Genomic DNA, 25309 nt, shown 5'->3' with positions numbered 1-25309 from the left:
CCTTCTTAGTCAATTACAACTGCGCAACCATCCGCTTAATTTTCCGTAACTAATTAGCAAATCGCCCCCTGTAAACTCACTGGAGGAGTTGCTTGAATTTTCGCCCGGCCGGTCTGTCAGCTATCACTCTTATCATAATCTGTCTCTCTGTATCATCATCGCTGGCGCAGGTTCAGGCGGATACGGTCAAGACCGCCTTTGCTTTTCGCGTTGTCGGGAGTATCGATGTCAATGGGCTGCTGGATGAGCCCTTCTGGAATCAGGCGGAACCGATTACCGGCTTCCGGCAGACCGAACCGGAAGAGGGGGAACCGGCAACCGAATCAACCCTGGTGAAAATTCTGTATGATGATGAAGCCCTCTATGTCGGCTTCTGGTGTTACGACCGATACCCGGAAAGAATCGTCCGACAACTGACCCGCCGCGACCGCTTCACCGAATCGGACAAAGTCGCCGTGCGTATCGACTCCCATCACGACCATCGCACCGCCTACTATTTCGCCGTAAATGTAAGCGGCGTTCTCTCTGACATTTTCCTTTTTAACAACGACCAGGATGATGACAGCTGGGATGCCGTCTGGACTGCCAACGTGAAGTCCTTCGACTGGGGATGGACGGCGGAATTCAAAATCCCGTACTCGGCGCTGCGCTTTTCCCGGGCTGATGAATATGTCTGGGGGCTGAATCTGTCGCGCCATCTGCCGCGCAACAAGGAAGACAGCCGCTGGCAGTTTGTCCCGAGTCATGAGGCTGTCGGGGTCAGCCGTTACGGTCATCTTGCCGGAATAAAAGATATTGAGCCACCGGGGCGCCTTGAGACTCTCCCTTATTTTGTCTCTTACGGCATCACCGAGCCGAAAAGTCTCGGCAATTCAAACGGGAGAGACTTTGTTTCCAATATTGGCGGTGACCTGAAAATGGGGCTGACCTCGGCGCTGACTCTTGATGCCACTATCAATCCTGACTTCGGGCAGGTGGAAGCTGATGAAGCGATTATCAACCTCGGCACTTATGAAACTCAATTCGAGGAAAAAAGACCGTTCTTTCTGGAAGGCTCCGATATTTTCCGGCTCCCTGCCTTCGACCTTTTCTATTCGCGTCGTATCGGGCGTCCGCCGCGCGGTGATATCGAAAACGCTGCCTATTATATTGATTATCCCCGCAATACCACTATCCTTAGCGCGCTCAAAGTTACCGGCAAAACCGGAGGCGGAACCTCAATAGGCTTGCTCAATGCCACCACCCAGGAAGAAAAAACCAGATTTATGCCGGTCTCGTCTCACGAAGCGGAGGAAGCGGTGGTAGAGCCGCTGGCAAACTACACCGTCGCCCGCTTCAAGCAGGATGTTGGCGGACTTTCATATATCGGCGGGATGTTTACCAGCGCCAATCAAAAAGACCGCCCCGATGCCTACACCGCCGCCGCCGATGGACGAATCTATTTTCTTAATAACGATTATTACTGGGCTGGCGCCCTGGCTGCCACTAACAACGGACCGGGAACCGGCGGTTACGCCTGGCACACAATGATAGAAAAAGTAGGCGGCCGGGTTATTCGCGGCAACGTTATGGCTGACTATTATGACCGCCGGGTGGACTGGAATCGCCTCGGATATCTCAACCGCAATTCCGCCCGAGGACAGTCATTCTGGATTCATCTGCGCAGCAATAAAAAGTTCTCTTTTATCCGATATCTCCGCTCTAACACCAATTTCTATCATAACAAGAATATGGATGGCTTCCGCATCTATACCGGGCGGGAGTTTAATGGCAATGTCGGCTTTACCAACGGCTGGTGGTTCTATACCGGCGCCTCCACCGATGACCGGCAGTACGATGACCTGGAAACCCGCGGTAACGGTCTCTGGAAGAAACCGCGCGGTCAGGATTACTGGATAGGGATGAATACCAACCATGCCGAAAGGTATTTTTTTGAGTTGACCTACATCTGGGGTACCGGTCGCAGCGGCAGGTGGAATGTCTATGAATTCTGGCTCGATTACCGTCCCGTTTCCATGCTGGAATTCTCTCTGGGGGGCGGCTACGAAAGCTCCCGCGACCGTCATTTCTGGGTCGGTACCGGCGAAGATGGCTTACCGGTTTTCGGACATCTCGACCATGATGAACTGAGTGTCACACTCCGCAGCACCTATACCTTCACCCGCGACCTGACCATCCAGTCCTATACGCAGTTTTATTTTTCGGCCGGCGACTATGAGCGCTTCATGAAACTGACCTCGCCGGAGCGATTCGAGGAGATAAGCGCCTCCTACGCCATAGATTTCGCCCGCAATGATTTCAACTACAAATCACTCAATGTCAATCTGGTGCTGCGCTGGGAGTACCGCCCCGGTTCAGCCGTCTTTGTTGTCTGGACCCATGCCCGCGATGGCTTCAAAAGTGATATCAACAGTTTCAGTTTCAATCGCGACCTGAAAGCCCTCTTCCGCACCCCCCAGGTAAATACCTTCCTGATAAAAGCCAATTACTGGTGGAATATCTGAGTTGAATGATTGACTGACCATCACCGCATCATGGAGACAGTCAATTCTTATAAGGGTTGAAGTGCTTAATTAATCCCGGCCGGTACCCGGGTGCGATTGAGATTATCGAGCTTTTCGCGGATTTTCGATTCGACATCAAGTATATAGGTGTCGTCATGATAAAGGGTAGTCTCGAAAGCGGTCATTTTCTTGAGTTCTTCCAGTATGGTCGAGATCGTCTCGACGGCATCCACAATGGTTCCGGCAGAGAGCGCCGCGATTCCTTTCTGGTCAACAATCTCCCCCTTGGTAATCGCCAGTTCCATTAATTGCGCCCGTCCCAGGATAGCGGCGGTGGCGTTGTTGATATAATGGCTGAAGGTGGTGGCGATCGCCTTGAGCGATTCCAGCGCCGCCTTTTTCATCTGGTCGCGCGCTATCTGCTGCTGCATTATCCGGTTTTCCCGCAGAAGATTTTCCACCATCAGGAATTGCTTATACAAAAGCCGGTTGGCGTCAACCAGAATCTCCTCCACACTCCCTATCTCAATTTCGAGGTAATTCGATTCTTTTATTATCTCGCTTATCAGATGCTCTTCAATCTTGGCGATAGCGGCATTGCTCAATTCCAGATTGGCGGCGATGACATCCCGATTCTCCAGTTGCGCCGACTCCGGCGGCGGCATATTATAAACCCGGAACTTGGAGAGTTGATTGGCTAAGTTGACAATCTGCGATAGCTGCTGCTCCGGAAGTTTATTCCCATGGTCAATCACCGTATGATGATTCCCTACCGCCTCTCCGATATTCTTGGGAATCCCCCACTGGTCCAGAAGAAACTGCCCCACCCGGGCATGGTTGGTGCCCCAGGTCCGCTCTTCGACCGCCGTCTGGTTCTCCCCCATTTCAATCAATTTCCAGACCCGACGGAAGTCGGCCGGATAGGACGCTTCCAAAACCAATGTTCCAATCTCGTGCAACAACCCGGCGACAAAAGCCTCTTCGGCCGGCTCATATTTCAGTGTCTCGGCTATCATGCGCGCCGCGATGGCGACTTCCAGCGAGTGCCGCCAGAACCGTTTCCGGTCGATGGAGGAATCGACCTTGTTCATCTTGTCGTAAATCGATGCCGAAAGGGCAACCGCCGTCACCGTTCTCATCCCCAGAGTCACCACCGCCTGATTGACGGTTGTGATTTTCCTTATCTGACCATAGAAGGGGGAATTGACAACCCTGAGAATCTTGGCTGTCAGGGCCGGGTCTTTCATGATAATAGAGGCGATGTCGTTAGCGGAAGAGTCCTGCTCGCGGGAGACCCGTATCACTTCCATCAGCACCTGCGGAAGCGAGGAGAGCTCTTTATGGTCGTTGAGTATCTTGTAGAATATTTCCTGGGTCATACGCTCCTAACCGCCATATGACCATATTATCGACCTGATTTAGTTTTTTTTTAGAAGGATATTAGCGGGAGAGCTTCCGGTGGAGCCGGTTTATCCGCTTTTCTATCGCTTGAAGGTGATGGGTGCCCGGAGGACACTCCTCCCTTGCCTCCAGCGTGAATTTCAGCGCCCCGGCGAAATCTTTAAGCCGATGCTCATAGAATTTGGCTAATTCCAGACGCGCCGAGTAAGATTCCGCCCCCCCGGTCTGTGCAATTTTTAGCCAGAGAGTATGGGCTTTTTCCACCTGTGCCCCTCTCTTATACCAGAGCGCGTGCGAGAATAATATATCAAACCGATTCTCCCGCTCCAGCATCTCGCGGGAGGCTTCTATCAGATTATACAGCCCCTCTCTATCGCCGGCCTGCTCCAGTACGCGGCAAAAAGAATAGAGGTCATCGCTGGATTGAATCTGCCCCGAGGGATTCTCCGCTAAGCGCGCCATATGATGCATGATAAACAGCATCGACACAATATCGTCCAGATTATGTTTATTTACCCGCCGCAACTCCTCCACTTCGCCGTTCGCCAGCCAGTTGAAATAGACCGACGGCACCAGATAGCCGGGTATGTCATCAAAACGGTAATACCGCAAAATTTCTCGTTCAATATTCCCCAGGGAACAATCGCGAAGACGTCTCTTAAAAAGCCGCCGGACCGGGTGAAGCAGGTCGATATGCCCGGCTATTTCGAGATTTCTCTCTATCCGGTGCAGAACCAGCCGGTCGCTTAATATCGGAAGGTCAAAAGCCCGTCCGTTGTAACTGACCAGGATGGAGTCTTTCGTTATCTCACGGCGCGCCGCCTCCAGCATCGCCGCCTCATCCGGATAATCCGGCAGCAGATACTGCCGCACCTGAAAACCGGAGTCTGAAAGGGAGCCGAAACCTATCAGGAAAGGAACGGTGCCGGTACCGCCGGAGAGACCGGTAGTCTCCATATCAAAAAACAACAGCCGCGACAGATTGAGAGAATTTTCGCCGCAATTGAGAATGCTCCCCCCACCGATGAGCGGATAAGATGCGAGCACGTCGCCTAAACTGTAATCGCCATGAGAGAAAACGGAGGGGAAATCGACAGTAATCTTGATAAAAACACCCCCATCGGAACTGACCAATTCGCCGCCAAAAAAATCCGCCGCGTAACGGTAACGGCTGTTTCCCGGTCTGGAAATAGCGGCATCCGGTTGGCTCTGTATCTGCCGGGAGAATCGGTTCAGTTTATCGCCCAGCATGTCTCTCCATGACCTTGCGAATATATTGCTGCACTATCGGATTGGTTTCTCGCTCTTTCATAAGTTCCACAAATCCGCAGCCAAAAGAGGAGCCGGACTGAAATATTCCCTCTACCGCCATCGCCCGCCGAATATAATCGGGCGAGTCCAGCTGCCCTACCAGAACCGCCACGGCGCTGTCGCCGCCTATATGCCCCAGCGCCAGGCATCCCAGGTTCCCAATCAAATCCCTTTCCGAATTTATCGAATCGGCAATAACCTCCACTGCCTTCTCGCCGAATTTGACCAGCGCTTCCAGGGCGCAGAGACGAGCCCCATAAAAGTCATCGGCCAGCATATTCACCATAGTTTTCAAGGTCGGCTCAAACAAGAGGCTTCCCGCCGCGACCGCCGCCGACTTCCGCACCAACCCCACCGTATCCAGAAGTAGATACGCCATCGCTCCATTCCCCCGGGAATCGGCGATTTTCCCCAGTGACCCCACCGCTTCGGAACGGACCCGCCAGTCAGCATGCCCTGCCGCTTCAATCAATCCTTCCACCGCCGCGGAATCTTTTATTTCTCCCAGTGTGGCGCAGATCCGTCCCACCTGCTCGGCATTGTCAAGGGTTAGCGAATTTACCAGATAGGGCACCGCCGGCTTGCCGATTTTCACCAGTATATTGTTTATAGTCTGACGTTCCCGCGCATCCTGCGTGTCATAGATTTCAATCAGACGCGGCACCGCCGCGGCCCCCATCGCCGCCAGGGAGTCTATCGCCGGCTGCACCAGGTCGCGATGCATCACTTCCCCTGATGACGCCAATACAAAAAGAGAATCGACTCGCTTATCGATTTCGGCGAAACGGGCTTCCTGGCTCCAGACGTCCCCCCCGTTGGTACACACAAGAAGAGCCAGCCCTAACAGTATCCGACCATATCTTTTTCTCATAGGTCGCTCACTGCCGAATCGGGTAAAATACATTCTTCATCCAGTCCGCCGCCCCATTTCGAGGGGGTCTGCCAGAAGCGGTTCTCGCCGCCGTTGCCGTCATAGCGGTCACTTCCGCTCAAATCGAGAAAGAGCCCGATAGAACCAAAATCCCGCCGGGCATCGCCAAATCCCTGGGTATTATTCGTTTTCATAACATAGTAGGCGTCATTTCCCCGGGCGTCCAGCATAATCCCAAAACCGTTGGCCGAGCCGGCCCCCTGCGAAAGGTCAACGGCATGATAAATATCATCGCCATACCGGTCGAGCATGATGGCGCAGGAATAGTCATGCCCGCATCCCTGCATCAACCCCTTGCCCCGGTAAAAATCGTTGCCGCTCTGGTCGAGCAATATCCCCAAAGTCATATGCGTCGCCGCCCCCTGGGCATATTGATATGAAACATACTGGTCGTTGCCGCTGGAGTCATAAATCATTCCCAGGGACCACCAGTAACTGGTCCCCTGGGCAAAGATATCGGAAACGTAATTGTCGTTGCCTCGATAGTCGAGAATGGCGCCAATGCCGCCTGAGACATACGGCCTGAAGCCGTAGGCGAATCCCTGCGACAATGAGAGATAATGGTCATCATATCGCAGAACATCCTTATACTTATTCCCCGCCATATAATTGTCGTTCCCCTGATAATCTAAGATAAACCCGGCTCCTTCCGGTCCTCCGAATCCCTGACTATAAAGAGCCGCCGAGTAGACATCATTGCCGCTCAAATCAAGAATCGAGCCGATTCCGAAGGTCGCCGCCCCCTGAACATGGGTATCGCCGTAGTACCGGTCATTGCCACCGGCGTCATAAAGCAGACCAAATCCAAAAAAGCCGCTCCCCAGCGAGAAGTCTTTCCCGGAATAGATATCATCGCCGCTCATATCAAAAAGCAGTCCCACATTCATACAGCCGGAGCCAACTGTAAAATCGGTCAGACCGTTGTAGATATCATTGCCGGACAGGTCGATAATAATCGTCCCGTGCGGATTGTCCGGATTATATACGAGGTCATACCGGTCATTGCCGCCGAAATCGATTATGAAATGCGAATCTCCCTTATAGTAGTTGTCTTCGGGACCGCCAATTGCCCACCCCTCTTTTCGACCCAGGTACTGCGCGATGCCGGTGCGCGGCGGCAGAATCGAGGTGTCGGAGAGTATGCCCCGCGCCGACAGGTGACCCGCCTTTATTTCATCCAGCAGAAGATTTATTTCCCGGTGCAACTCCACAGCCGCATTTACCCCGGCGGCCAATATTATATCCTTGCGGATTCGGGTGCCAAAAGCGGCAAACTGCTTAATATATTCCTCTTCCGCATCCTGGAGGGAATCTATCTGCTGCGGTGTCCGGAACTGGTCGAGCGTATCCTCCAGAAGAAGCTGCTTGAATTGATTCAAAAGGAATTTCTTTTCCGGCGGCGTCAGCCAGGCAAAAGCCGAATCGGCGGACGGCGGAAAGACCTTGTAGAGATATTTATCCGCCTTGCGCAGAAGTCGATTGAACTCCAGCGAGCGGTAAAAGAGATTCATCCCCCGGTCGAGACTATCCCCGCGCGACAGGTCGGCCGCCTCCCAGCGGAACTGCTGGGTCTCTTTGGCGACATGCTCAAAGAGAAACGAAAATATCGGCTCCGGTTTCTGGTTGCGACAGGTATCTTTGAACTGCTCTACGAAATGAATCATGCCGTACGGCTGACGCATCAGGTTCGCCACCGTCGCCAGCCGGAAAGAGTCTTTCTTGGTATAATCATCCCGGAAAGTCAGGTCGGTCAACTGAAGGTTCATAAGAGCCATCAGTTTTTCCATCCCCCAGCGTTCATAAACCGTATCGGGAAGATTCTGGGCGACAGTTACTCCCGCGCAAATTATCAGGACGGACAGGAATATCAAGAATCGCATAAGCATAATAAAGAGACGGTTAATGCCGGTGGCAATAACATTTTTAACGGTTTTCTGCCTCGGAGAAATCTCCTTCGGCAGAGTTGAGCGTCTTCCGCGCTATTTCCGCTATTTTCTCTTGGTCAACACCCAGACCCAGGCGGGAAACAGGGGATATATCGTTCCATAGAGCCACCCCGGCAGCCTGGAGATGATATTTCCGGGGCGAACAACATCTTCAGCATTAAATGCCGCGGGGTTCTCAAAAATCAAGCGGGTGTAATCATGACGCCAGAAGGCGCGCGTCAGAATATTCAACTTTCGCAGCGACAGCAGGCGGACATCATATCCCCCCTTTTTCCCGGCCAGTTTCATATAGATATCGGCGACTCGATGCGGCAGCCAGGAAAGAAACGGCAGAAAGTAATGCCCCTCTATCAAGACATACCGATTGCCGGCTCCGAAATAGCAGAACCCGTCATTCTTGAGAACACGGTAAATCTCCGCCAGAAGCCCCTGCTGATTGTCGACATGTTCATATATCTGATTGCAGATAACCAGATCGACCGAACCATCCGCCAGCGCCAGGTCGGTTCCGTCAGTGCAGATATGCCTGATATTGCTCATCCGGCTGTTTCGCATTCCCGAGCGCAGCCCCACTTTGTCCAGGTCAATCGCTATCACTTTTCCGAAGTGACGGGCAAACCGCTCTGTCATGATGCCGGTCGAGGAGCCGAGGTCAAGGCAGGTCAATTCATGCAGGGGACGAAAGGAAAAATGGCGGCAGACAGCAATAACCTTGTCGGCTTTCTTCTCCCGCCCGGCCGTATCGAAAAGCACCGGGAACCGCTCCGAGAATGTCCCCAGGTTTTCATTCATTCGGGTGCGCTCAGCGGTAGTCATCGCGCCTCCAGAACATAGACGGTGGAGAGGCTGAACAACGACGGCATCAGCATCGCCAGCGGACGGCACAAAGCCGCCAGCCATTTCCATCGCGGCGGCGCAATGCTGATATCTGCCTTGCGCATGACCTTCAATCCGGCTTTATCAAATATCTCCCGCGCCCGCCGGGGTGTGAAAAGACGAATATGGGAATGCTCAAAATGCCCCAGATGCGTAATGCCAAACAATATCCTCAACCGCGAGACCAGATGAAATTCATTCGGCACCGAAACCACCAACTCTCCCCCTTCGGCGAGGGCAGCCCTCATCGTCTCCAGCGCCGCTTTGGGGTCATATAACTGCTGCAGTACCTCCAGGCAGAGGATTATCTCGAACTTCTCGGAGATGTAATCCGATTCGATATCGTAGAGACGGCAGTCAAAGCCGCGGCTGTCCAGAGATTCAACCGCTTCCGGCGAGATATCGGCGCCGACCGCATCATATCCGCGGTACGCAAAATACTCCAGAACCAGCCCCCGCCCGCACCCTATATCCAGCAGTCTTCCTTCTCTGTGGCGCAGGAGCCATTCCACCACAGCCGCTCGCTCCAGCGCCCGCGGGTCGGCTATGTCGGTCGGCTGCTCCCGCCAGTAATTGTCAAAGTACCGCTTCTTACTTTCCAGCGCCTGCATACTGCACCGATTCCTTCCTGGTTCCCTTTTCTTCCAGCCATCTCTGTATCGCCGCCGCCGCATTCTCAATATCCAGCTCTTCCAGCGCCTTCATACAACGCGGACCGTAATTGCTGCTGTCGCGGGTCAACTCCAGCATCTTCTCCGCCAGTTCCTGGATGTTGCCGACCCGAAAAGTAAATCCCACCCGGTACTTCTCGGTGAAAAGCGGCAGGTCGCCGACATCCGACACGATGACCGGCTTTCCCGCCTGCATCGCTTCGCCGAAAGTCAGCGGCAGAGAGTCGGAGTGCGACGGTATCACCACGATTCTGGCGCCAAGCAGTATCCGGTTGTAAGCCGGGCGCTCCAGATATCCGTGCAGCTTTACCTGATTGCGAATCTGATATTTCTGCGCCAGCGACCAGATTTTTTTCTCGGCGCTGCCGCTTCCGATATACTCCAGCCTCCAGTCAGGAAGATTGTTGGCTATCAGGCGAAACGCCTCTATCAGGTCGATGACCCCTTTTTCTTTTTCCAGACGACCGGCGCAAAGGAAGACCTTTTCGGCGCTCTGATTGCGCGCCGTATCGAGGTCAAGAGGATGAAAACTGGGCAGAAAGCGGCACTCTTTATCGGCAAGCGCCTGCACTTTGGTCGCCAGTTCATATCCGTCGGCAAAAAGCCGGTCGGCCTCTTTGAGCGCCTTTAAAATCAACCCGCCGGCAAGCGGTTTAGCGGCATAGGAATTAATATCGGAGCCGAGCGCCCAGATTGCATACGGCACGCCGAACTTACGGTGCAGACGACGCGCCAGATGACCCGACGGCAGCGCCCAGAGCCCCAGTACGGCCTGATAGTTTTGTTTCTTATGAAGTCCCCGCGCCATCTTATAGCCGGCGTGGAAATATCTCCAGATTTTCAGCCATGACGCCGGCGCGTAGAGAGAAAGTTGCGAAATCACTTTCTTCCCGTCCGACCAGCGGAACTGATGCACCGTGTCGTCTATATATCTCACATCATTGCGATACGGTTCATAATATGGCGTGAGTACATCAACCGCTATGCCGCGCTTCACTAAGGCGCGTTTGAAATCATATATGAAAGGGGAGGCCGGGTCATTGGGACCGGCCGGGTAGCGGTTACTTATTATGAGTAATTGCTTTTTCATCGGTCATCTTCATCCTATCATTTAGCCGTTCACGGTTTGACGGTTCCGTTGGCGAGGTCCTATGAAGCGCCAGTACGCGGGGTTGCTCGTCCGACGGTACCGGTCGATTCTCCAGCATATCTTCAAGCGAATGCTGATTACGCTGTATCTTATAGATTTCTTTTCGCAGGGCGACCATCTGCGTTCCCAGGAATCCGAAAAGAATTATCTGAAGCCCCGCTACCAACAGTAGAATCATCAGAGTCATCAGAGGACGGTCCGGGTTCAAAGTTCCGCCCTGCCATAAAGCAATCAGGTATATCCCGATGCCCATCCCCAGACCAATCAGAAGCATCCCAATCAATCCAAACAGAAGCGCCGGTCGTTCAAAGAAAGAGAATATCAGATGCGATATCGCCGTCGCCTTGAACTTGAATTTTGATTTTCCTTTCTTGCGCGACTGCAGAATAGCCGGAAACTCCAGCGGCTTGTATCCGGAGGCTATCGCCTTCGACAATATCTCCAAATGAATCTCCTTGCCGTCCGATTCCAGATCTAATCTTTTGACCGAGGAGGCTTTATATCCGCGCAATACGCCCGTTAAGGTCTTAATCTTTCCCCGCATCGCGGCCGAAAGGATGATATTCCCCAGTTTTGATATCGCCAGCCGTTTAAACGGAACATTCTCGGTCTTCCCGTGCGCCATATAGGGCGAGCCTATCACAAAATCAATATCCGGATTTTCCGTCAGAAGCTGGTACATCAGCGGCAGATACTCTTCGGAATAAGAGAGGTCGCAATCGATAGTCAGGATATATTTCCCCTGTGCCGCTTTGATGCCGGTTCGAATCGCTTTACCCCGTCCGGCATTCTGACGGTACCCGGCGTAGCGGAAGCGAAAATCTTCCGCGGCGAGCCGTCGGATTTTCTCGGCGGTATCGTCAACCGAACCGTCATCAACCGGAATTATCTCAAACTCTTTGCCGGTGGCGGCAAGCGCCTTGGCCATTCGCAATAGATTCTGCGGCAGGTTGGCCGACTCGTTATATACCGGAACGACAACTGATATTTCAATCATTGGTGGCAACCGCTCCCTGTTTTTCTATCGCTTTGACAATGCTGCGTCCCAACTCCAGGCTGTTCTTGTCATTGGGGTCGATTTCCAGCGCATCCGAGATGAATTTCAGGGCTTCTTTCAGCCGCCCGGCTTTGGCAAGCCCGACCGCCAGGCGAACCCGCATATCAATCGACTCCCGGTCTATGTTCAAGGCATGATTGAATAACTTCCAGGCAACTTCGGAGCCGCCGAACTTTCCGGAGCGCTCATAGAATACGGCGGCATTGAAAAGCCAGCGACCGGTGAAATCTATTGTCGATATCTCATTTGGATTGCCGGCAAGCATATCCGCCGCCAGCTGTATATGGTTGCTGTAACTCTCTTTGTCATCCGCCGTCGACTCCTCCCCGAAATTGTATCGGAAAAGGACTCCCGCCGGCGTTATATCGGTATGATTTATCCCCGGCGCCCCGAACTGAACATAAATCGGACGATGCGGCGCATTTAAGCGACAGAGCTCGACTGTCAGAGACTCCGCCGGCAACCCGTTATCACCGTTAAAATTCTCCGGAAAAACCAATTCCGGATACTGCACGGTCAACTGCTTCCGATATTTCTGGTTCACCAGCGCCCCGGCTGAGATAATTTTCAGTTCCGAGGCGGTCGAATCGACAAAAGCGCTGTACCAAAGCGGCAAGAGCAGGTCATCTTCCGCTGCTATCAACACCGAACCGGCCGGAATATCCCTCACTACACTCCGGCACATCACCTCCGGCGCGTTCACCCGCGACAGGTCAGCCCTGGCATAATTGTCCTGAAAACCCAGGTATATAAATATCCCAATGACGATGGTCACCGCTACGGATGCCTGCGTGGCGACAAGGATGCTTCGAAGAAGATACATTACGCCGGCGACGCTGGTCACCAGGAGCAACGCGGTCAGCGGCGCCAGATAATTTATCAGGTCAAGATTGCGCGGGTTGAAATCAGCCGCCCAGAGGATTATTCCCAGATTGGAAAAAATCGCCAGCGGGAAAAAGAGAAACAGTCGGCGGGAGACTTTGAATATTCCCCAGAATCCCACCAGGGTCAACCCTATCAGAGGCCAGCCGATCTGACCGGCCAGAAAGTTCCCCAGCTTCCGCAGACGAAACAGATAATCGGGGGCGGCGGTCATCTGTGAGAAGTTAGCCATATCGGAAGAGCGGGTAATCGCTGAAAAGAAGGAGTCGAAGTTATCCGGCCTGCCCCAGTTAATGGCCGGGTCCTGGGCGGCGCGAATCGGCAGATAGAAATATACCGAGAATGATATAACCAGAAAGAGCGCCAGAATTCCGAAAGTCGATAGCCGCCATCCGATATTCGGCAAATTTATCGCCAGCAGATAGAGAAACGGCAAAGCAAAAGCGAGCGCCAGCAGAGGGTGATTGGCAAAGGAGAGCAGATAGACAAAAAGTCCCAGCAGCAATATCTGCTTCTTATTCTCGGTGGTGCCATGAAAAGCCAGAAGCGCCGCGCTCAGGGTCAGAAAGAGATGAAAGGAATAGACTTCCGCCCGCACCGCTCCCATCCAGACCGGCAGGGAAAGGGCAAAGAGACCCGCCGCCGCGATACAGGGAAGAATCACCACCGCCGGCTTCGAAATCGTCTCGGTATCGACAGCCCGGACAGCCGACTCGAAATTGGAACGGGTAATCTCTACTGGTCGTTCGCCGCCGGCATTCCGGCGACGGCTCGACAGGAACAGCGGCACATCGGTCATCTGCTTTATCAGCATGAAAAAGAGCATCACCGAAAGGCACGCAAACAGCACCGACATCAGATTAGAAGCAAACGCCGGCGTCATATTGGGAATCAGATTGAACAGCCGCGCCATCAGGGTATAAAGGGGGAATGAGGGGGAATGAGCAATCCCCAGGATATAATTGCTCGCCGCAAAGGCGGCTGAATCGCCCCAGTAGAGCGACGGCGCCACTGTCCGGATATACAGTATGCAGGCGGCGATGGCGACTACTATCGGCAACGCCCAGTCGGAGAAACGGCGGATTCTCCCCGGCCGGACATAATTGTAATCAATATCATGCTTAACCATAGCGCTCTTTTGACCTCGTTTTAAGTTAAGTCAGATTCCGGCGCCCCGGTCTCTCGACCGGATTGCCGGCATACCTATATATTCGGCTGATTTGACGGAAATCTGACTGCTTTCTGAAAGATTTTTGCGGCTTAACCTTTACCCCGTTATGCGCTTAGGTGAAAAAATACCAATAAAAAAGGCGGCTCGACCGGAGCCGCCTTGTACACACTCACACCGAATTCTTAAGTAGTCGAGTCGTCCGAAGTACAGATCAGAAGACCCTGGTCGTTAATCGTCCAGGTATCGACGGTGGCGTCGTCATCAAGTATCGAGCAGGTCGCGGTGACCAGCAGGTTGGTGGCGTTCGCCGTGGTAATGGTATAGGTATAAATGGCAGAACCCATTACTTCCACGCCGATCGGCGCAAAAGCGTTCTGGGCGGCGGCGCTGGCCGTGGTACCCTGTCCCCAGTAAGTGTTATTCTGCTGGCGATAGGTTCTCTGCATGGTATAGACCTGTTTCAGAATACCTTTCGCTTCCGACTGCTTCGACTTGGTGGTCGCAGTCATGAAACGGGGAATAGCCAGAGCGGCCAAAATACCGATGATGACCACCACGATCATCAACTCGATAAGGGTGAAACCCTTCTGGCGATTGTGAAACTTGGAAAACATTGTGACCTCCTATAGGTTTGTTTTCAGGTTTTCCGTTTTCATTTCCGGGCATTATTATCGCAAAACCCCTGCCGCGCGCCGAAAACTCTTTTTTTTCATTGTATGGGATTGATAAGTCTCCGCCCTGCAAGGAGAAAGATTCTCCGGCGCTCATCTTTATGTGGCGTTCTCCCAATAGGTTTGGCAGATTCCCCATATCCGGACCCTTTGTGAATTGCGAGATTTCTTGCATTTTGCAATCTTGGGTGCGCCCAATAAAAAAGGCGCCTCCAGGCGCCTTTAATTCTGCCTCCGATTCTCTCTTAAGAATTGGAATCATCACTCACGCAAGTCAATGTTCCAAAATTATCTATCGTCCAGACATCCACGGTAGCGTCATCATCCAGAATACCTGAAGTCGCCGTGGCCGTGAAGGAATTGGCATTCCCGGCAATCGTGTACGTGTAACGGGAAGAAGCCATTATGCTCACCCAAATCTGCTGGAACGCCGCCGGATTCGATGCGCTTGCCGCCGCCCCCGGTATATAGTAGCCGGAACCTTGTTGACGGTAGGTCCGCTCGTTGGTATATATCTGTTTAAGTATCATTTTCGCTTCACTTTGCTTATTCTTGGTCACCACATTGAAATACCGTGGGATTGCCATCGTCGCCAGTATACCAATAATTACCACTACTATCATTAACTCTATCAGAGTAAAGCCCTTGGATGATTTAACCGCTATCATAGAACACCTCTCTTGTATCTTCATATTCTGTTTCATACCCGCTTTTATGGGCAAAAGACATTCCCGCCGGAAAAAATCCGACTTCCCAAATCTATTTTGTTGAGTAACGGTTCGACATCCCAATTACTGTTCAAAAATTGACGCTGTTTAGACGGTTATTTTATAGACGACTATTATTCTTTTTTATCTTTATCGAGGAGTTTATACTTCTCCAGTTTCCGGTAAAGTGTCGAACTGTCGATTCCCAGAAGTTCCGCCGCTTTTGATTTCTTCCCCTGCGCCTGGTTCAGCACATAGTAGATATATGCTTTTTCTATCGATTCCAGGGTGGGCGTCTCCGGATTCTCCCGTGAAACGATTGTTGATTTCGGCCCTTCGGTTACTTTTGCCGGAAAATCGGTTATTTCTATTGTCTGACCTTTCGAGAGAAGCACCGCCCGCTCAATGCAGTTCTCCAGCTCCCGCACATTGCCGGGCCAATCATACCTGTTCAGCGCTGTCAGTGCTTCCAGGCTGAGTGATTTCAACTCCAGTTCGCCGCGACGGCAGTACTTGGCGACAAAATGAGTCACCAGAAGCGGAATATCCTCCACCCGCTCCCGCAACGGCAGGATGTGCACGGGAATTACATTCAGACGGTAGAATAAGTCGGAGCGGAACCGCCCCGATTTTACATCCTCTTCCAGGTCGGCGTTGGTCGCCGCAATCAGACGGACATCCACATCTATCGGTTTGGTCTCGCCCACCGGCGTAATCTGCTTGTTCTCCAGCACCCGCAGAAGTTTGACCTGAATCGCCGGTGACGTATTTCCTATTTCGTCGAGAAAGAAGGTCCCGCCGTCGGCGACCTTGAACAACCCGTCTTTATCTTTTATGGCGCCGGTGAACGACCCTTTCTTGTAACCAAAGAGCTCCGATTCCAGAAGCGTCTCCGGCAGAGCGGCGCAGTTGATGGTAACAAATGGACCGGCCGCCCTCTCCGACAGGGAATGAATCGCGCGGGCGATTAAATCTTTGCCGGTGCCCGATTCTCCTCGAATCATTACGGTCGAATCGGTGGGCGCAATTTTCTGCACCAGTTTTTTCAGCTCGATGATTTCATCCGATTGCCCGATGAAGTTCTCCAGCGAGAACTGCTCGTAAATTTGCCGCTTTAGTGTCTCATTTTCTTTTTTAAGTTTTTTCCGGCTTATCGATTTTTCTATCACCAGTTTGATTTCGTCGACTTTGAACGGCTTACTGATGTAATCAAGCGCCCCCTGTTTCATCGCCTCGATGGCGGTATCGACCGACGCGAATGCTGTCATCACGATGAAATCAGTCTCGGGATTGAGGCTCTTGACTTCTTTGAGAAGCTCCAGCCCGCTCATCTTCGGCATCATCAGATCGGCAATCACCAGATCGTAATTCCCCTTGCTGGTCTTCTTAACGGCATCATCGCCCGACTCCGCCGAATCGACTTCGTACCCCTCTTTGGCAAGAAGTATCTCCATGAAGTCGCGCATCGATTGCTCGTCATCGACTACCAATATTCTGCCGGTCATTTATCTCCCCGATAAAGCAGGTACGCTAAAGCCAAATATCATCTGTCTCATCGGCATAACCGTCATACGCCTGAACGACTTCCGCCGACTCTGTTCAGATATTGGGCAGGAAACTGCAAGCCATCGGCAGCAGCGGCGTAGGTCAAAATCCCCCCGAGCCTCATGTCCATAGCGAAGCGCGAGCGGGGGTTTTGACATTCATATCACCGGTTGCGTCAGTTCTTAGCTGAGTAGGTCAAAATCCCCCCGAGCCACTTGTCCATCGCGGGGCGCGAGTGGGGGTTTTGACATTCATATCACCGGTTGCGTCAGTTCTTAGGTTTCCAGCGCCGTCAGGAGTCTCTCCTGACGGTCATTTTCATTCACCGTTGCGTCAGTTCTTAGCTGAGTAGGTCAAAATCCCCCCGAGCCTCATGTCCATAGCGAAGCGCGAGAGGGGGTTTTGACATTCATATCACCGGTTGCGTCAGTTCTCAGGTTTTCAGCGCCGTCAGGAGTCTCTCCTGACGGTCATTTTCATTCACCGTTGCGTCAGTGGAGTAGGTCAAAATCCCCCCGAGCCACTTGTCCATCGCGGGGCGCGAGAGGGGGTTTTGACAATTTCAGGTGCGTCCCGCCGCCCTGTCGGAGCGTGAACTGACACCTTCTCGTTCTTGCGCTGCCTGTCCGAATTTGCTTGTCTTAACCATCGGTATCGTATAGCTTTCGTCAGGGATAAAATGAAATCTCGCAGGAGGAGATGATATGCTTAGAAAATTAGATGATGCCCTTACGCAATATGTTCGCCCCGGCACCTATCCGCTGGCAGTCCGAATGGTGAAAGATAACGAGCCTCTCTCGGAGCGGACCAAACGTCCCCACCGCGACCTTAAAATCCAGGTTGCTATCTGTCAGACCTTTTCCATGGCGCGCCGTTACGGCTGGCAACTGGCCGTCGGCAAAGAAGATATCAACTGCCCGCTGGCTTTGACCGCCTTCGGTCTGCGAGAGGAAATTGAGACCTTCTCCTGCGGCGAAATGTGTGCCGGAATGTTTACCGAAACCAGGCAGGCCGGTGCCCGCACCGAAGCCGAAGTCCCCAAATTCAATTTTCAGGAATATAAATATATCCTCGCCGCACCAATTTCCCGCGCCGATTTTATCCCGCATCTTTATCTGGTCTATGGCAACTCCGCCCAGATTATGCGCCTTATGACGGCCGTCCTCTATAAAGAAGGCGGCTATCTCACCAGCAAATTCTCGGGACGTCTCGATTGCGCCGATATCTGTATAGAAACTGTGAAAACCGGAAAGGCGCAGCTTATTCTTCCCTGTTACGGCGACCGTGTCTTCGGGCAGACTCAGGATGACGAAATGGCCCTCACCCTGCCGGTCGGCAAAGAAGAAGAAATCATCATTGGTCTTGAAGGCACGCACAGAGGGGGTATTCGCTACCCGGTGCCGACTTTCCTTCGTTACACCCCCCAATACCCCAAACATTATTACAAATTGTTTGATGACTGGGAAAAACAAGGAAAGTAACGAAATCGCTTATGCTATCACATCGCGAAAGAATCCAGGCAATCATCAGCGGCGAAAAACCGGACCGCCCGGCCGTATCCTTCTGGCGGCATTTCTATCATCGGGAAGCGACCGCCGAGGGACTGGCTGAGGCGATGCTCGCTTACCAGAAAAAATTCGACTGGGACTTCATGAAAATCAATCCCCGCGCCAGTTATCATGTCGAAGACTGGGGGAACCGTCTGGCCTGGTCGCAATCGGAATTCAGCAAACATCAGAAACTGAAATTCGTCGTTGAAAAACTGGAAGATTGGGAAAAGATTAAGCCGCTTAATCCAACCGCGCCGGTTCTGGCGGAGCATCTCCGCGCCGTAAGCCTGATAAAGAAAGGCTCCGACAAAAATCTCCACCTCTTTATGACTGTCTTCACCCCCCTCTCTATTGCCGGAGACCTGGTGCCGGAGGGGTCGCTTCTGCTGAGGCATCTCGGACAGGATGAATCCAGGGTGATGAGCGCGGTCGAGAATATTACGATTACATTTGAGCGATATATCGCCGAACTCCGTAATGCCGGCGCCGATGGCATCTTTCTGGCAACCACCGAGTGGGCGACCTCGGACATGATGAGTTATGATACGTACGAAAAATATGCCCGCCCATATGATTTAAGAATTCTTCGCGCCGCTGGAGGCGATGCCCTCAATATCATCCATATCTGCGCCGCCAATAATTTCCTGAAACAACTGGCCGATTACCCGGCGCCACTCTTTAACTGGGACAGCAGCCACCCGACCAATCCTACCCTCGACACCGGCTTGGAAATTCTGAAAGGTAAAACCTTAATCGGCGGAATCGACCACACCGGCTGGCTTCGTCACGCATCTCCGGTTGAAATCAAAAACGAAATGGCTCGTCAGCGCGACCGCTATGACGGCAAGCCGGTGATTTTCGGACCCGGCTGCACCTATGAGCCAACCGTCCCGGAAGAGAACATTCTCGCTGTCGTCAATTCAATCCGCACCTGAAATCCCTTTCGCTCTTCACGGTCCGCAGACCGGCGACATGCCGCTCTTGTACAGAAATGCAATCGTATAGGTTACATCCAGAATGTTCGTTATCCCGTTGCCGTTGGAATCTATTTCCCCTGGACAGGACGGCAATGGCCCCCCTTTGTAAAGAAACGCTATCGTGAAGGTGACATCCAATATATTCACCACATTATTATTGTTGGCATCACCCGGATGGTCACAGCAACCTTCTGCCGGCGACCCAAAATCCTGCCAGAATCCCTGGTTGATTTTATAATTGACCGACTGCGCCCATCCCGTTGCCGTCTGCCCTACCGTCCCCTGCATCTTAAAGTTGGTCGATGTCCCGTTCGTCCCTCCTGATGAAATCACCTGCCACTTTATCTGCTCTCCCGCCATCGCTTTGCTTGTCGACGATGCATTGCTCGCCGGCCCCTTCTCCATCGTTACCGGACCCGGAACGGATGCCGTGGCCGATACCGCTGCTGCGAGCATCATTGTCAGTATAAATCGCATCATAACTTCACCGCTCCTGTCTATGGCGATTTCCACTCTTCTTCATATTATTCCTGAATGCCCGATGACTCCCACTGAGCTCCGTCGCGATGCTCCTCCGCAATCTTCATCTCTTCCTGCCGGGCCATGTAATGCAACTGCTTTGATTCCGGTTGCCCGAATAGTTCCGGATATAAATATGTCCCTCTCTCCTCATTCGGCTTGTCAATTTCCACTTTGATTCTGTTCGCCTCCGCCCAGGCGTCCTTCCGCACCCCCGTCACCTGCCACGACACCTCCAGGTTCGGCTTTTCGGTACGAATGACAAACCGATTATTCTTTATCTTCTCTGCTACAATCGCCTGTGCAAATTCCCCTATCACCGTCAGTTGATACCGAAAATCCTTGTTTAACGCTTCGAAATATGACGGAAGCTCGACCATCGCTTCTCCGTTTCCATCTGTTATAATATTCCCGTCATAAACATTCTTCATATCCGGAGACTCCACGAATGAATGCTGCAGGTATTTATCCTCCGGTTCCAGCGGATGGTCTATCTTGAATGCCCCGGCCGTCTTGCTCAGGGTACCGTTGACATGGGTGTTACCGGAAAAATAACCGGCAAAATTAGTCCCCGCATTGGCGGCCGATGCATATATGCCGTATGCCGTATTTCCGCCCGAGGCAGTCGCGCGCACCCCGTAAGAAGTTCCGGCGATATTTGTGTTTGCGCCGGCAATACTATAAACGCCAAATCGACTTGTAGTTGATGAAGCGGCATTGTCCGCATCTATATAAATCCCGTAAGTCGTTCCGGTTCCCGTACTGGGACTTCCAATTAGAAAATATCCCCCTACCAATTGTCCTGTCCCGCTGTTGTCTAATGGTACAAATAGCCCATTGCGCCCTTCTGGAGTGTTATAATTTCGTCCCAGACGAAGCAGCGCCGACCCGCTGGGAGCACCATTATCCCCGATTCTGACCCCAATCGAATTAGCCTGTATTGAGCTGTCACCAACAGTCAGAGTCCCGCTGAACGTCTTGTCGCCGCTGACTGTTTGCACATCCGTAAGATTCATGGCTGTGCCCGAGATCTTACTGGGTGCAATATCTGCCCCATTATTTATATCTACATTCATGATTGCCCCATTGGCAATCATCGCCGAAGTCACTGCTGTGCTGAGAAACTGGGCCGTATCTGCCCGCAACACCTGGTATGAAAATGGATTCGCCGTCAGCTTTGTCCGAGGCGTCATTTCCGGGTCTACCCCCACCGTAATACCGAGATAAAGTGCTGTGTCCGAGAAAAGATTATTCGGAAGCGCTGTATGCGCCCCCAAGTTGTAACTGAATATCCCATTCTCAGTATTGATGGTTTGATACCCGTTATCCCACAGTTTGTTCAAAGCGTCTGTCGACAACGGGTCATTCCAGATTATGAACTTTATCAAATACGCCCCGTCCGGCACCGGACTCCCCGACCCGTCTGTCAACCTCCCCGAATACGAAATCAATTGCGGCACTTCCGCCTGGCTTAACATTACCAGTCCTAATACTGCGACGACGGCAATCACATTTGCTTTCCGCATGGAATAAATCCTCCTCTCCTGGAGCATTTGTAAACTTAATCCGGTTTACTGCTGACTTCTGATGTCTATCGCTTAAAAGACATCTCCGTTAAATTAAAATCTATCAAGGGCCCGGAAGAAAATTGAGAGTCAGACGAAAATAAAAGTCCTGCGGGACGTCCATTGTCGAAATATATGATTATCGACCCATAATATATTAAATAGACCCATTTTGTCAATAATAAAATCCCGGCCGCCCGCGCTGTCCCCCCCGACCGGGCCTCATTATTTTTTATTGACATCGTCTCCCGCCGTCCCCTAATTTCCGGTCAATTACTCTTGAAGAAAGGAATCTCTATGTTCTGGGGAGTTGCCTTCCTGATCGCCGGCGTCCTGCTTCTGCTGGCGCGTCTTGATATCATCCGCGGCGATTTCTGGGACTATCTCGTCCCCATCGTTTTGATTGCTCTCGGCGCCAAAATGCTGCTGGAGCGTAAACGTCATCAGTATTGATGCCGCCTGATAAGAGAATTATTTTTCATTTCGACCCCGACGCCTCGGGAATGGAGAAATTTGTCGGTCCCCTTGAAGCCCAGGCGCTTCAAATCCTCTGGGATAACAGCCCTATTACCGCCAAGCGGTTGCAATACTTTCTCAATCAAAAGAAAAAGTACGCCTATACCACTATTACCACTGTCCTGACCCACCTGGTGCAAAAAGGATTTCTCGCGCGCGAAAAGTCCAGCCACTCCTTCATTTATCGCCCGAATATCTCCCGCGAAGATTTCCTGGAGATGGCGGTGGAGAAAATTATATCGGAATTAAATCGCGACTTTCCTGATATAACCTCAAGAGTTCTAAAGCATTACAGGAAAAAGTAATCGGCCGGGTTGCCCCCCGTCGGCTCGCCTCTCAAAAGTAACTGTCTCAGTCCATATTGACGTTTTTTCCCTGTTTAGAACTCCCCTTTCTTTCCCGATAATTATAATATGCGCGCTTTGTTCATAATTTTGACCGCCGCTTTTGCGGCGGCGCCGGTCGCCGCCCAGGTTGACGACAACGCCGGCAATATCTTTTCCGACAAACTCCAGTGTTTCCTGGCGGCGCCCCCCGGATGGTTTGTGGACACTTCCCGATCCGACGAAATCATCATCTCCGAATCTCCACAGAGCCCTATTTTTATCTCGGTCAAGAGATATTTCATCGAAGACGGCAACCAGATCAGTTCCGAGGATGACCTGCGTCAGGCAATTTCCGGGCTGTACCGCAAAATGGGAGTTCCTCTGGCGATTGATTCAATACCGAAATATCAACTCGACCTGGGCAAAGCCCATTTCGAAACCGATTTCACCGCTTTGGCGATTGATGGCCGCACCAAACTTCGCAAATATGTCAGCGGAACCATTGTCCGCCTGACTGATGGCCGTCAAGCGCTCTATCTGCTGATTGCCGAAGCCCCCTCCGATATCTACTATCACATCTTCCCCAGTTTCCTTATGTCCATCCGCTCGTTCCATATCACCGCCACCACCGCCCCCAAGGTTTTATTCTCCGCCGGAATCTTCAAATACTTTCTGATTGGCTTGCTTGTCATGCTTACGATATTCTTTTTCGCCCGCAATCGCCGGGTTCAGAAATCATTCAATCCCCTCGGCGCCGACAGTCACAACTTCTGGCGTTGCGCCTCCTGCGGACGAGTCAATCATAATGACGTTCACTTCTGCAATCGCTGCGGCGCCGCCCGAGTGATAATTAATGCCCCCAATAAGTAATCTATTTTTCTTCCAGTTCGATCAAGACGCCCGAAAAAGATGATGGATGTATAAAGGCTATCTTGTGTCCCTCCGCTCCGACCCGCGGAGTCTCATCGATTAGACGAACCCCCTTTTCTTTGAGTCTTTTCAATACCGCCTCAATCCCTGAAACATAAATGCAGATATGATGAATCCCTTCGCCCCGTTTCTCCAGAAATCTCCCCACCGGGCTTTCGTTCCCAAGCGGCTCCAGAAGCTCAATTGATGGTCCTTCTCCTGACGACCGGAAAATCGCCACCCGCACCTGCTGCTCCGCTACTTCTTTGGTCAATTCCGGTTTCTTCTGCAACAAAAGCGAATAAGTCTCCACGGCCCGGTCCAGATTCCGCACCGCAATCCCTATATGCGACACCTCATGCATCAGAATTCTCTCTTACTGTCCGGTAGTGGCGGAGTCATATTCCCGCTTCCTCTGCCGAAACTCCAGTTCATCTTTGATACGGGACTGGTACGGCAATATCCAGCGGTCGCGGGTATAGTACATTATTCGGTAATATTTCCGCTGCTTCTCCTCTCCCAGCAAGTTCTGATATATGATTGCAAAATAGACCGCCGCCGAATCCTGCATAATCTTCACGCTGTCGATTGCAATCCCTTTGAGCGTATCATATTTATAATTTTTCACCCGGTCGAGTTCATAATATTTGTCGAGGGGATATTCCAGCTGGTAATAAGTGAATTCATTCTCGTACATTACTGTCTTATCCCCTTCTTTAAGCCGCCCGAAAAATTCTGTCAGTGCCTCCCGAATCGGAATTTCCGCCGGTTTTATGGAATCTGATGTCGATGACGGCGCGGCTGCGGTTTTCGTTGTCTTCTCCCCTTGCTGCGAGCAGGATGTCGCCATTATCAACAAGCCCAAAATCGTCAACAGCCTAAATCCTCTCATGATATTCTCCCCATATATTTCTCAACCTGTCTGAAATCTCTCCGACCGTGGCGTAACTTTCCACCGCATCAATCACCGCGGGAACAATGTTCTCCTTCCCGCGGGCGGTCTCTTCCAGCGCCGAGAGCGCCTGCTCCACCTTCTTATTATCCCGTCTTTTCCGCAACTCCTGCAGGCGACCTCTCTGCTTCTCCTCCAGTTCCGGATTCACTTTCAGAATTTCTGTTGCCTCTTTCGATTCAGATATAAATCTATTCACTCCCACCACTACTGTCCTGCCGCTTTCGACCTCTCTCTGAAACTTATATGCCGATTGGGCAATCTCACTCTTGAAATACCCCGACTCAACCGCCTTGACCGCCCCGCCTCTCTTTTCAATCTCCGCAAGAAGCGATGAGATTCTCCTTTCCATTTCGTCTGTCAGGTATTCCACATAATAACTTCCCCCCAGCGGGTCGACACTGTCGGCCGCTCCTGATTCATAGGCAAGCAACTGCTGGGTCCGAAGCGCAATCTCGGCTGATTTTTCGGTCGGAAGCGCCAACGCCTCATCGTAGGCGTTGGTATGCAGCGATTGCGTTCCCCCAAAAATCGCCGCCAGCGCCTGCATCGCTGTCCGCACGATATTGTTTTCCGCCTGCTGCGCTGTCAAGGTCGAGCCGCCGGTCTGCGTATGAAAACGAAACAGATACGACCGACTCTCTTTAGCTCTGAATTTCTCTTTCATTATCCGCGCCCAGAGACGTCGCATCGCCCGGTATTTCGCCACTTCCTCAAATATATTATTATGCGCCGCCATGAAGAACGACAACCGCGGAGCAAAGTCATCGATATCAAGACCCGCTGCCAGCGCCGCTTCCACATACGCCACCGCATCCGCCAGCGTAAAGGCCGCCTCCTGCGCCGCCGTCGCTCCCGCCTCACGAATATGATACCCCGATATCGATATCGTGTTGAACTTCGGAAGATGCTCCTTGGCATAGGCGAAGATATCGGTGATTATCCGCATCGATGGCCCCGGCGGAAAAATATAGGTCCCCCGCGCAATAAACTCCTTCAAAATATCATTCTGCACCGTGCCGGAAATCTTATCTGAGGAGACCCCCTGCTTCTTTGCCACCGTAATATACATCGCCAGCAAAATCACCGCCGTGGCGTTTATCGTCATCGAGGTCGAGACCTCCCCCAGCGGTATCTTGTCGAACAGACGCTCCATATCCTCCAGCGATGAT

At 52.1% G+C, this 25309-nt stretch carries 23 protein-coding genes; 6 read left to right on the top strand and 17 right to left on the bottom strand.

The features are described 5' to 3' along the window. Positions 1-92 precede the first annotated feature (92 nt). Entirely contained in the window at positions 93-2504 is a 2412-nt protein-coding gene (locus tag AB1690_08010; GenBank protein ID MEW6015253.1) for a DUF5916 domain-containing protein, read from the top strand. 65 nt (positions 2505-2569) lie between these two features. Here AB1690_08010 and AB1690_08005 read toward each other — a convergent pair whose 3' ends face one another. The 12 genes from AB1690_08005 to AB1690_07950 form a co-directional block, all read right to left on the bottom strand. Then, positions 2570-3883: an HDOD domain-containing protein gene (locus AB1690_08005; GenBank protein ID MEW6015252.1), complete on the bottom strand. Its 1314-nt coding sequence runs from the start codon at positions 3881-3883 to the stop codon at positions 2570-2572. A gap of 61 nt (positions 3884-3944) precedes the next feature. After that, the gene (locus AB1690_08000) at positions 3945-5156 is read right to left on the bottom strand and encodes a ribonuclease H-like domain-containing protein (GenBank protein ID MEW6015251.1); all 1212 of its coding nucleotides are present in this window, start codon (positions 5154-5156) and stop codon (positions 3945-3947) included. Beyond that, on the bottom strand, positions 5143-6087 hold the full coding sequence (locus AB1690_07995; protein ID MEW6015250.1) for a HEAT repeat domain-containing protein: 945 nt from the start codon (positions 6085-6087) through the stop codon (positions 5143-5145). The genes AB1690_08000 and AB1690_07995 overlap by 14 nt, the downstream gene beginning before the upstream one ends. Continuing rightward, the gene (locus tag AB1690_07990) at positions 6084-8033 is read right to left on the bottom strand and encodes a hypothetical protein (GenBank protein ID MEW6015249.1); all 1950 of its coding nucleotides are present in this window, start codon (positions 8031-8033) and stop codon (positions 6084-6086) included. Before AB1690_07990 ends, AB1690_07995 begins: the two co-directional genes overlap by 4 nt. Positions 8034-8135: 102 nt before the next feature. Further along, positions 8136-8909, bottom strand: coding sequence for a class I SAM-dependent methyltransferase (locus AB1690_07985; protein ID MEW6015248.1), 774 nt, complete (start codon positions 8907-8909; stop codon positions 8136-8138). After that, a complete protein-coding gene (locus AB1690_07980; GenBank protein MEW6015247.1) occupies positions 8906-9580 on the bottom strand; it encodes a class I SAM-dependent methyltransferase in 675 nt (224 codons plus the stop codon). Before AB1690_07980 ends, AB1690_07985 begins: the two co-directional genes overlap by 4 nt. Next, on the bottom strand, positions 9561-10730 hold the full coding sequence (locus AB1690_07975) for a glycosyltransferase (GenBank protein MEW6015246.1): 1170 nt from the start codon (positions 10728-10730) through the stop codon (positions 9561-9563). The genes AB1690_07980 and AB1690_07975 overlap by 20 nt, the downstream gene beginning before the upstream one ends. Further along, on the bottom strand, positions 10702-11787 hold the full coding sequence (locus tag AB1690_07970; GenBank protein MEW6015245.1) for a glycosyltransferase family 2 protein: 1086 nt from the start codon (positions 11785-11787) through the stop codon (positions 10702-10704). Before AB1690_07970 ends, AB1690_07975 begins: the two co-directional genes overlap by 29 nt. Next, positions 11780-13858 carry a DUF2723 domain-containing protein gene (locus tag AB1690_07965; GenBank protein MEW6015244.1) on the bottom strand — a complete coding sequence of 693 codons (2079 nt, stop codon included), beginning with the start codon at positions 13856-13858 and terminating at the stop codon, positions 11780-11782. Before AB1690_07965 ends, AB1690_07970 begins: the two co-directional genes overlap by 8 nt. A gap of 224 nt (positions 13859-14082) precedes the next feature. After that, positions 14083-14514 carry a prepilin-type N-terminal cleavage/methylation domain-containing protein gene (locus tag AB1690_07960; protein MEW6015243.1) on the bottom strand — a complete coding sequence of 144 codons (432 nt, stop codon included), beginning with the start codon at positions 14512-14514 and terminating at the stop codon, positions 14083-14085. A 302-nt stretch (positions 14515-14816) separates the two neighbouring features. Continuing rightward, positions 14817-15239, bottom strand: a complete 423-nt coding sequence (locus tag AB1690_07955) for a prepilin-type N-terminal cleavage/methylation domain-containing protein (GenBank protein MEW6015242.1) — start codon at positions 15237-15239, stop codon at positions 14817-14819. A 173-nt stretch (positions 15240-15412) separates the two neighbouring features. Next, positions 15413-16783: a sigma-54 dependent transcriptional regulator gene (locus tag AB1690_07950; protein MEW6015241.1), complete on the bottom strand. Its 1371-nt coding sequence runs from the start codon at positions 16781-16783 to the stop codon at positions 15413-15415. A 744-nt stretch (positions 16784-17527) separates the two neighbouring features. Between AB1690_07950 and AB1690_07945 the strand changes: the two genes are divergently transcribed. Together AB1690_07945 and AB1690_07940 are read left to right on the top strand one after the other, a co-directional pair. Next, entirely contained in the window at positions 17528-18304 is a 777-nt protein-coding gene (locus tag AB1690_07945; protein ID MEW6015240.1) for a DUF169 domain-containing protein, read from the top strand. A gap of 11 nt (positions 18305-18315) precedes the next feature. Next, positions 18316-19308, top strand: a complete 993-nt coding sequence (locus AB1690_07940) for a uroporphyrinogen decarboxylase family protein (GenBank protein MEW6015239.1) — start codon at positions 18316-18318, stop codon at positions 19306-19308. Positions 19309-19323: 15 nt separating this feature from the next. On the opposite strand, the gene AB1690_07935 is transcribed toward AB1690_07940, so the two are convergent. Together AB1690_07935 and AB1690_07930 are read right to left on the bottom strand one after the other, a co-directional pair. After that, positions 19324-19830: a dockerin type I domain-containing protein gene (locus AB1690_07935; protein MEW6015238.1), complete on the bottom strand. Its 507-nt coding sequence runs from the start codon at positions 19828-19830 to the stop codon at positions 19324-19326. A 44-nt stretch (positions 19831-19874) separates the two neighbouring features. Continuing rightward, a complete protein-coding gene (locus AB1690_07930) occupies positions 19875-21395 on the bottom strand; it encodes a hypothetical protein (protein ID MEW6015237.1) in 1521 nt (506 codons plus the stop codon). A 336-nt stretch (positions 21396-21731) separates the two neighbouring features. Here AB1690_07930 and AB1690_07925 point away from each other — a divergent pair, with 336 nt between their 5' ends. From AB1690_07925 to AB1690_07915, 3 genes are all read left to right on the top strand, one after another. Beyond that, positions 21732-21887, top strand: coding sequence for a DUF5668 domain-containing protein (locus tag AB1690_07925; GenBank protein MEW6015236.1), 156 nt, complete (start codon positions 21732-21734; stop codon positions 21885-21887). Then, on the top strand, positions 21887-22255 hold the full coding sequence (locus tag AB1690_07920) for a BlaI/MecI/CopY family transcriptional regulator (protein MEW6015235.1): 369 nt from the start codon (positions 21887-21889) through the stop codon (positions 22253-22255). The genes AB1690_07925 and AB1690_07920 overlap by 1 nt, the downstream gene beginning before the upstream one ends. Positions 22256-22363: 108 nt before the next feature. Next, positions 22364-23146: a zinc ribbon domain-containing protein gene (locus tag AB1690_07915; GenBank protein MEW6015234.1), complete on the top strand. Its 783-nt coding sequence runs from the start codon at positions 22364-22366 to the stop codon at positions 23144-23146. A 1-nt stretch (position 23147) separates the two neighbouring features. Here the strand turns inward: AB1690_07915 and mce are convergent, their stop codons facing one another. The 3 genes from mce to AB1690_07900 all read right to left on the bottom strand — a co-directional run. Further along, the gene (gene mce, locus AB1690_07910; GenBank protein MEW6015233.1) at positions 23148-23549 is read right to left on the bottom strand and encodes a methylmalonyl-CoA epimerase; all 402 of its coding nucleotides are present in this window, start codon (positions 23547-23549) and stop codon (positions 23148-23150) included. Positions 23550-23561: 12 nt separating this feature from the next. Next, complete coding sequence (locus AB1690_07905; GenBank protein ID MEW6015232.1) at positions 23562-24077, bottom strand: hypothetical protein; 516 nt, start codon at positions 24075-24077, stop codon at positions 23562-23564. Then, positions 24064-25309, bottom strand: a 1246-nt coding sequence (locus AB1690_07900) for a methylmalonyl-CoA mutase family protein (GenBank protein MEW6015231.1), incomplete at its 5' end; no start/stop codon positions are given. The genes AB1690_07905 and AB1690_07900, both read right to left, overlap by 14 nt.

Source organism: Candidatus Zixiibacteriota bacterium (genome assembly GCA_040753495.1).
Taxonomy (GTDB): domain Bacteria; phylum Zixibacteria; class MSB-5A5; order GN15; family PGXB01; genus DYGG01.
The sequence above is the reverse complement of the archived record's forward strand: the minus strand, read 5'-3'. Positions and strand labels throughout refer to the sequence as shown.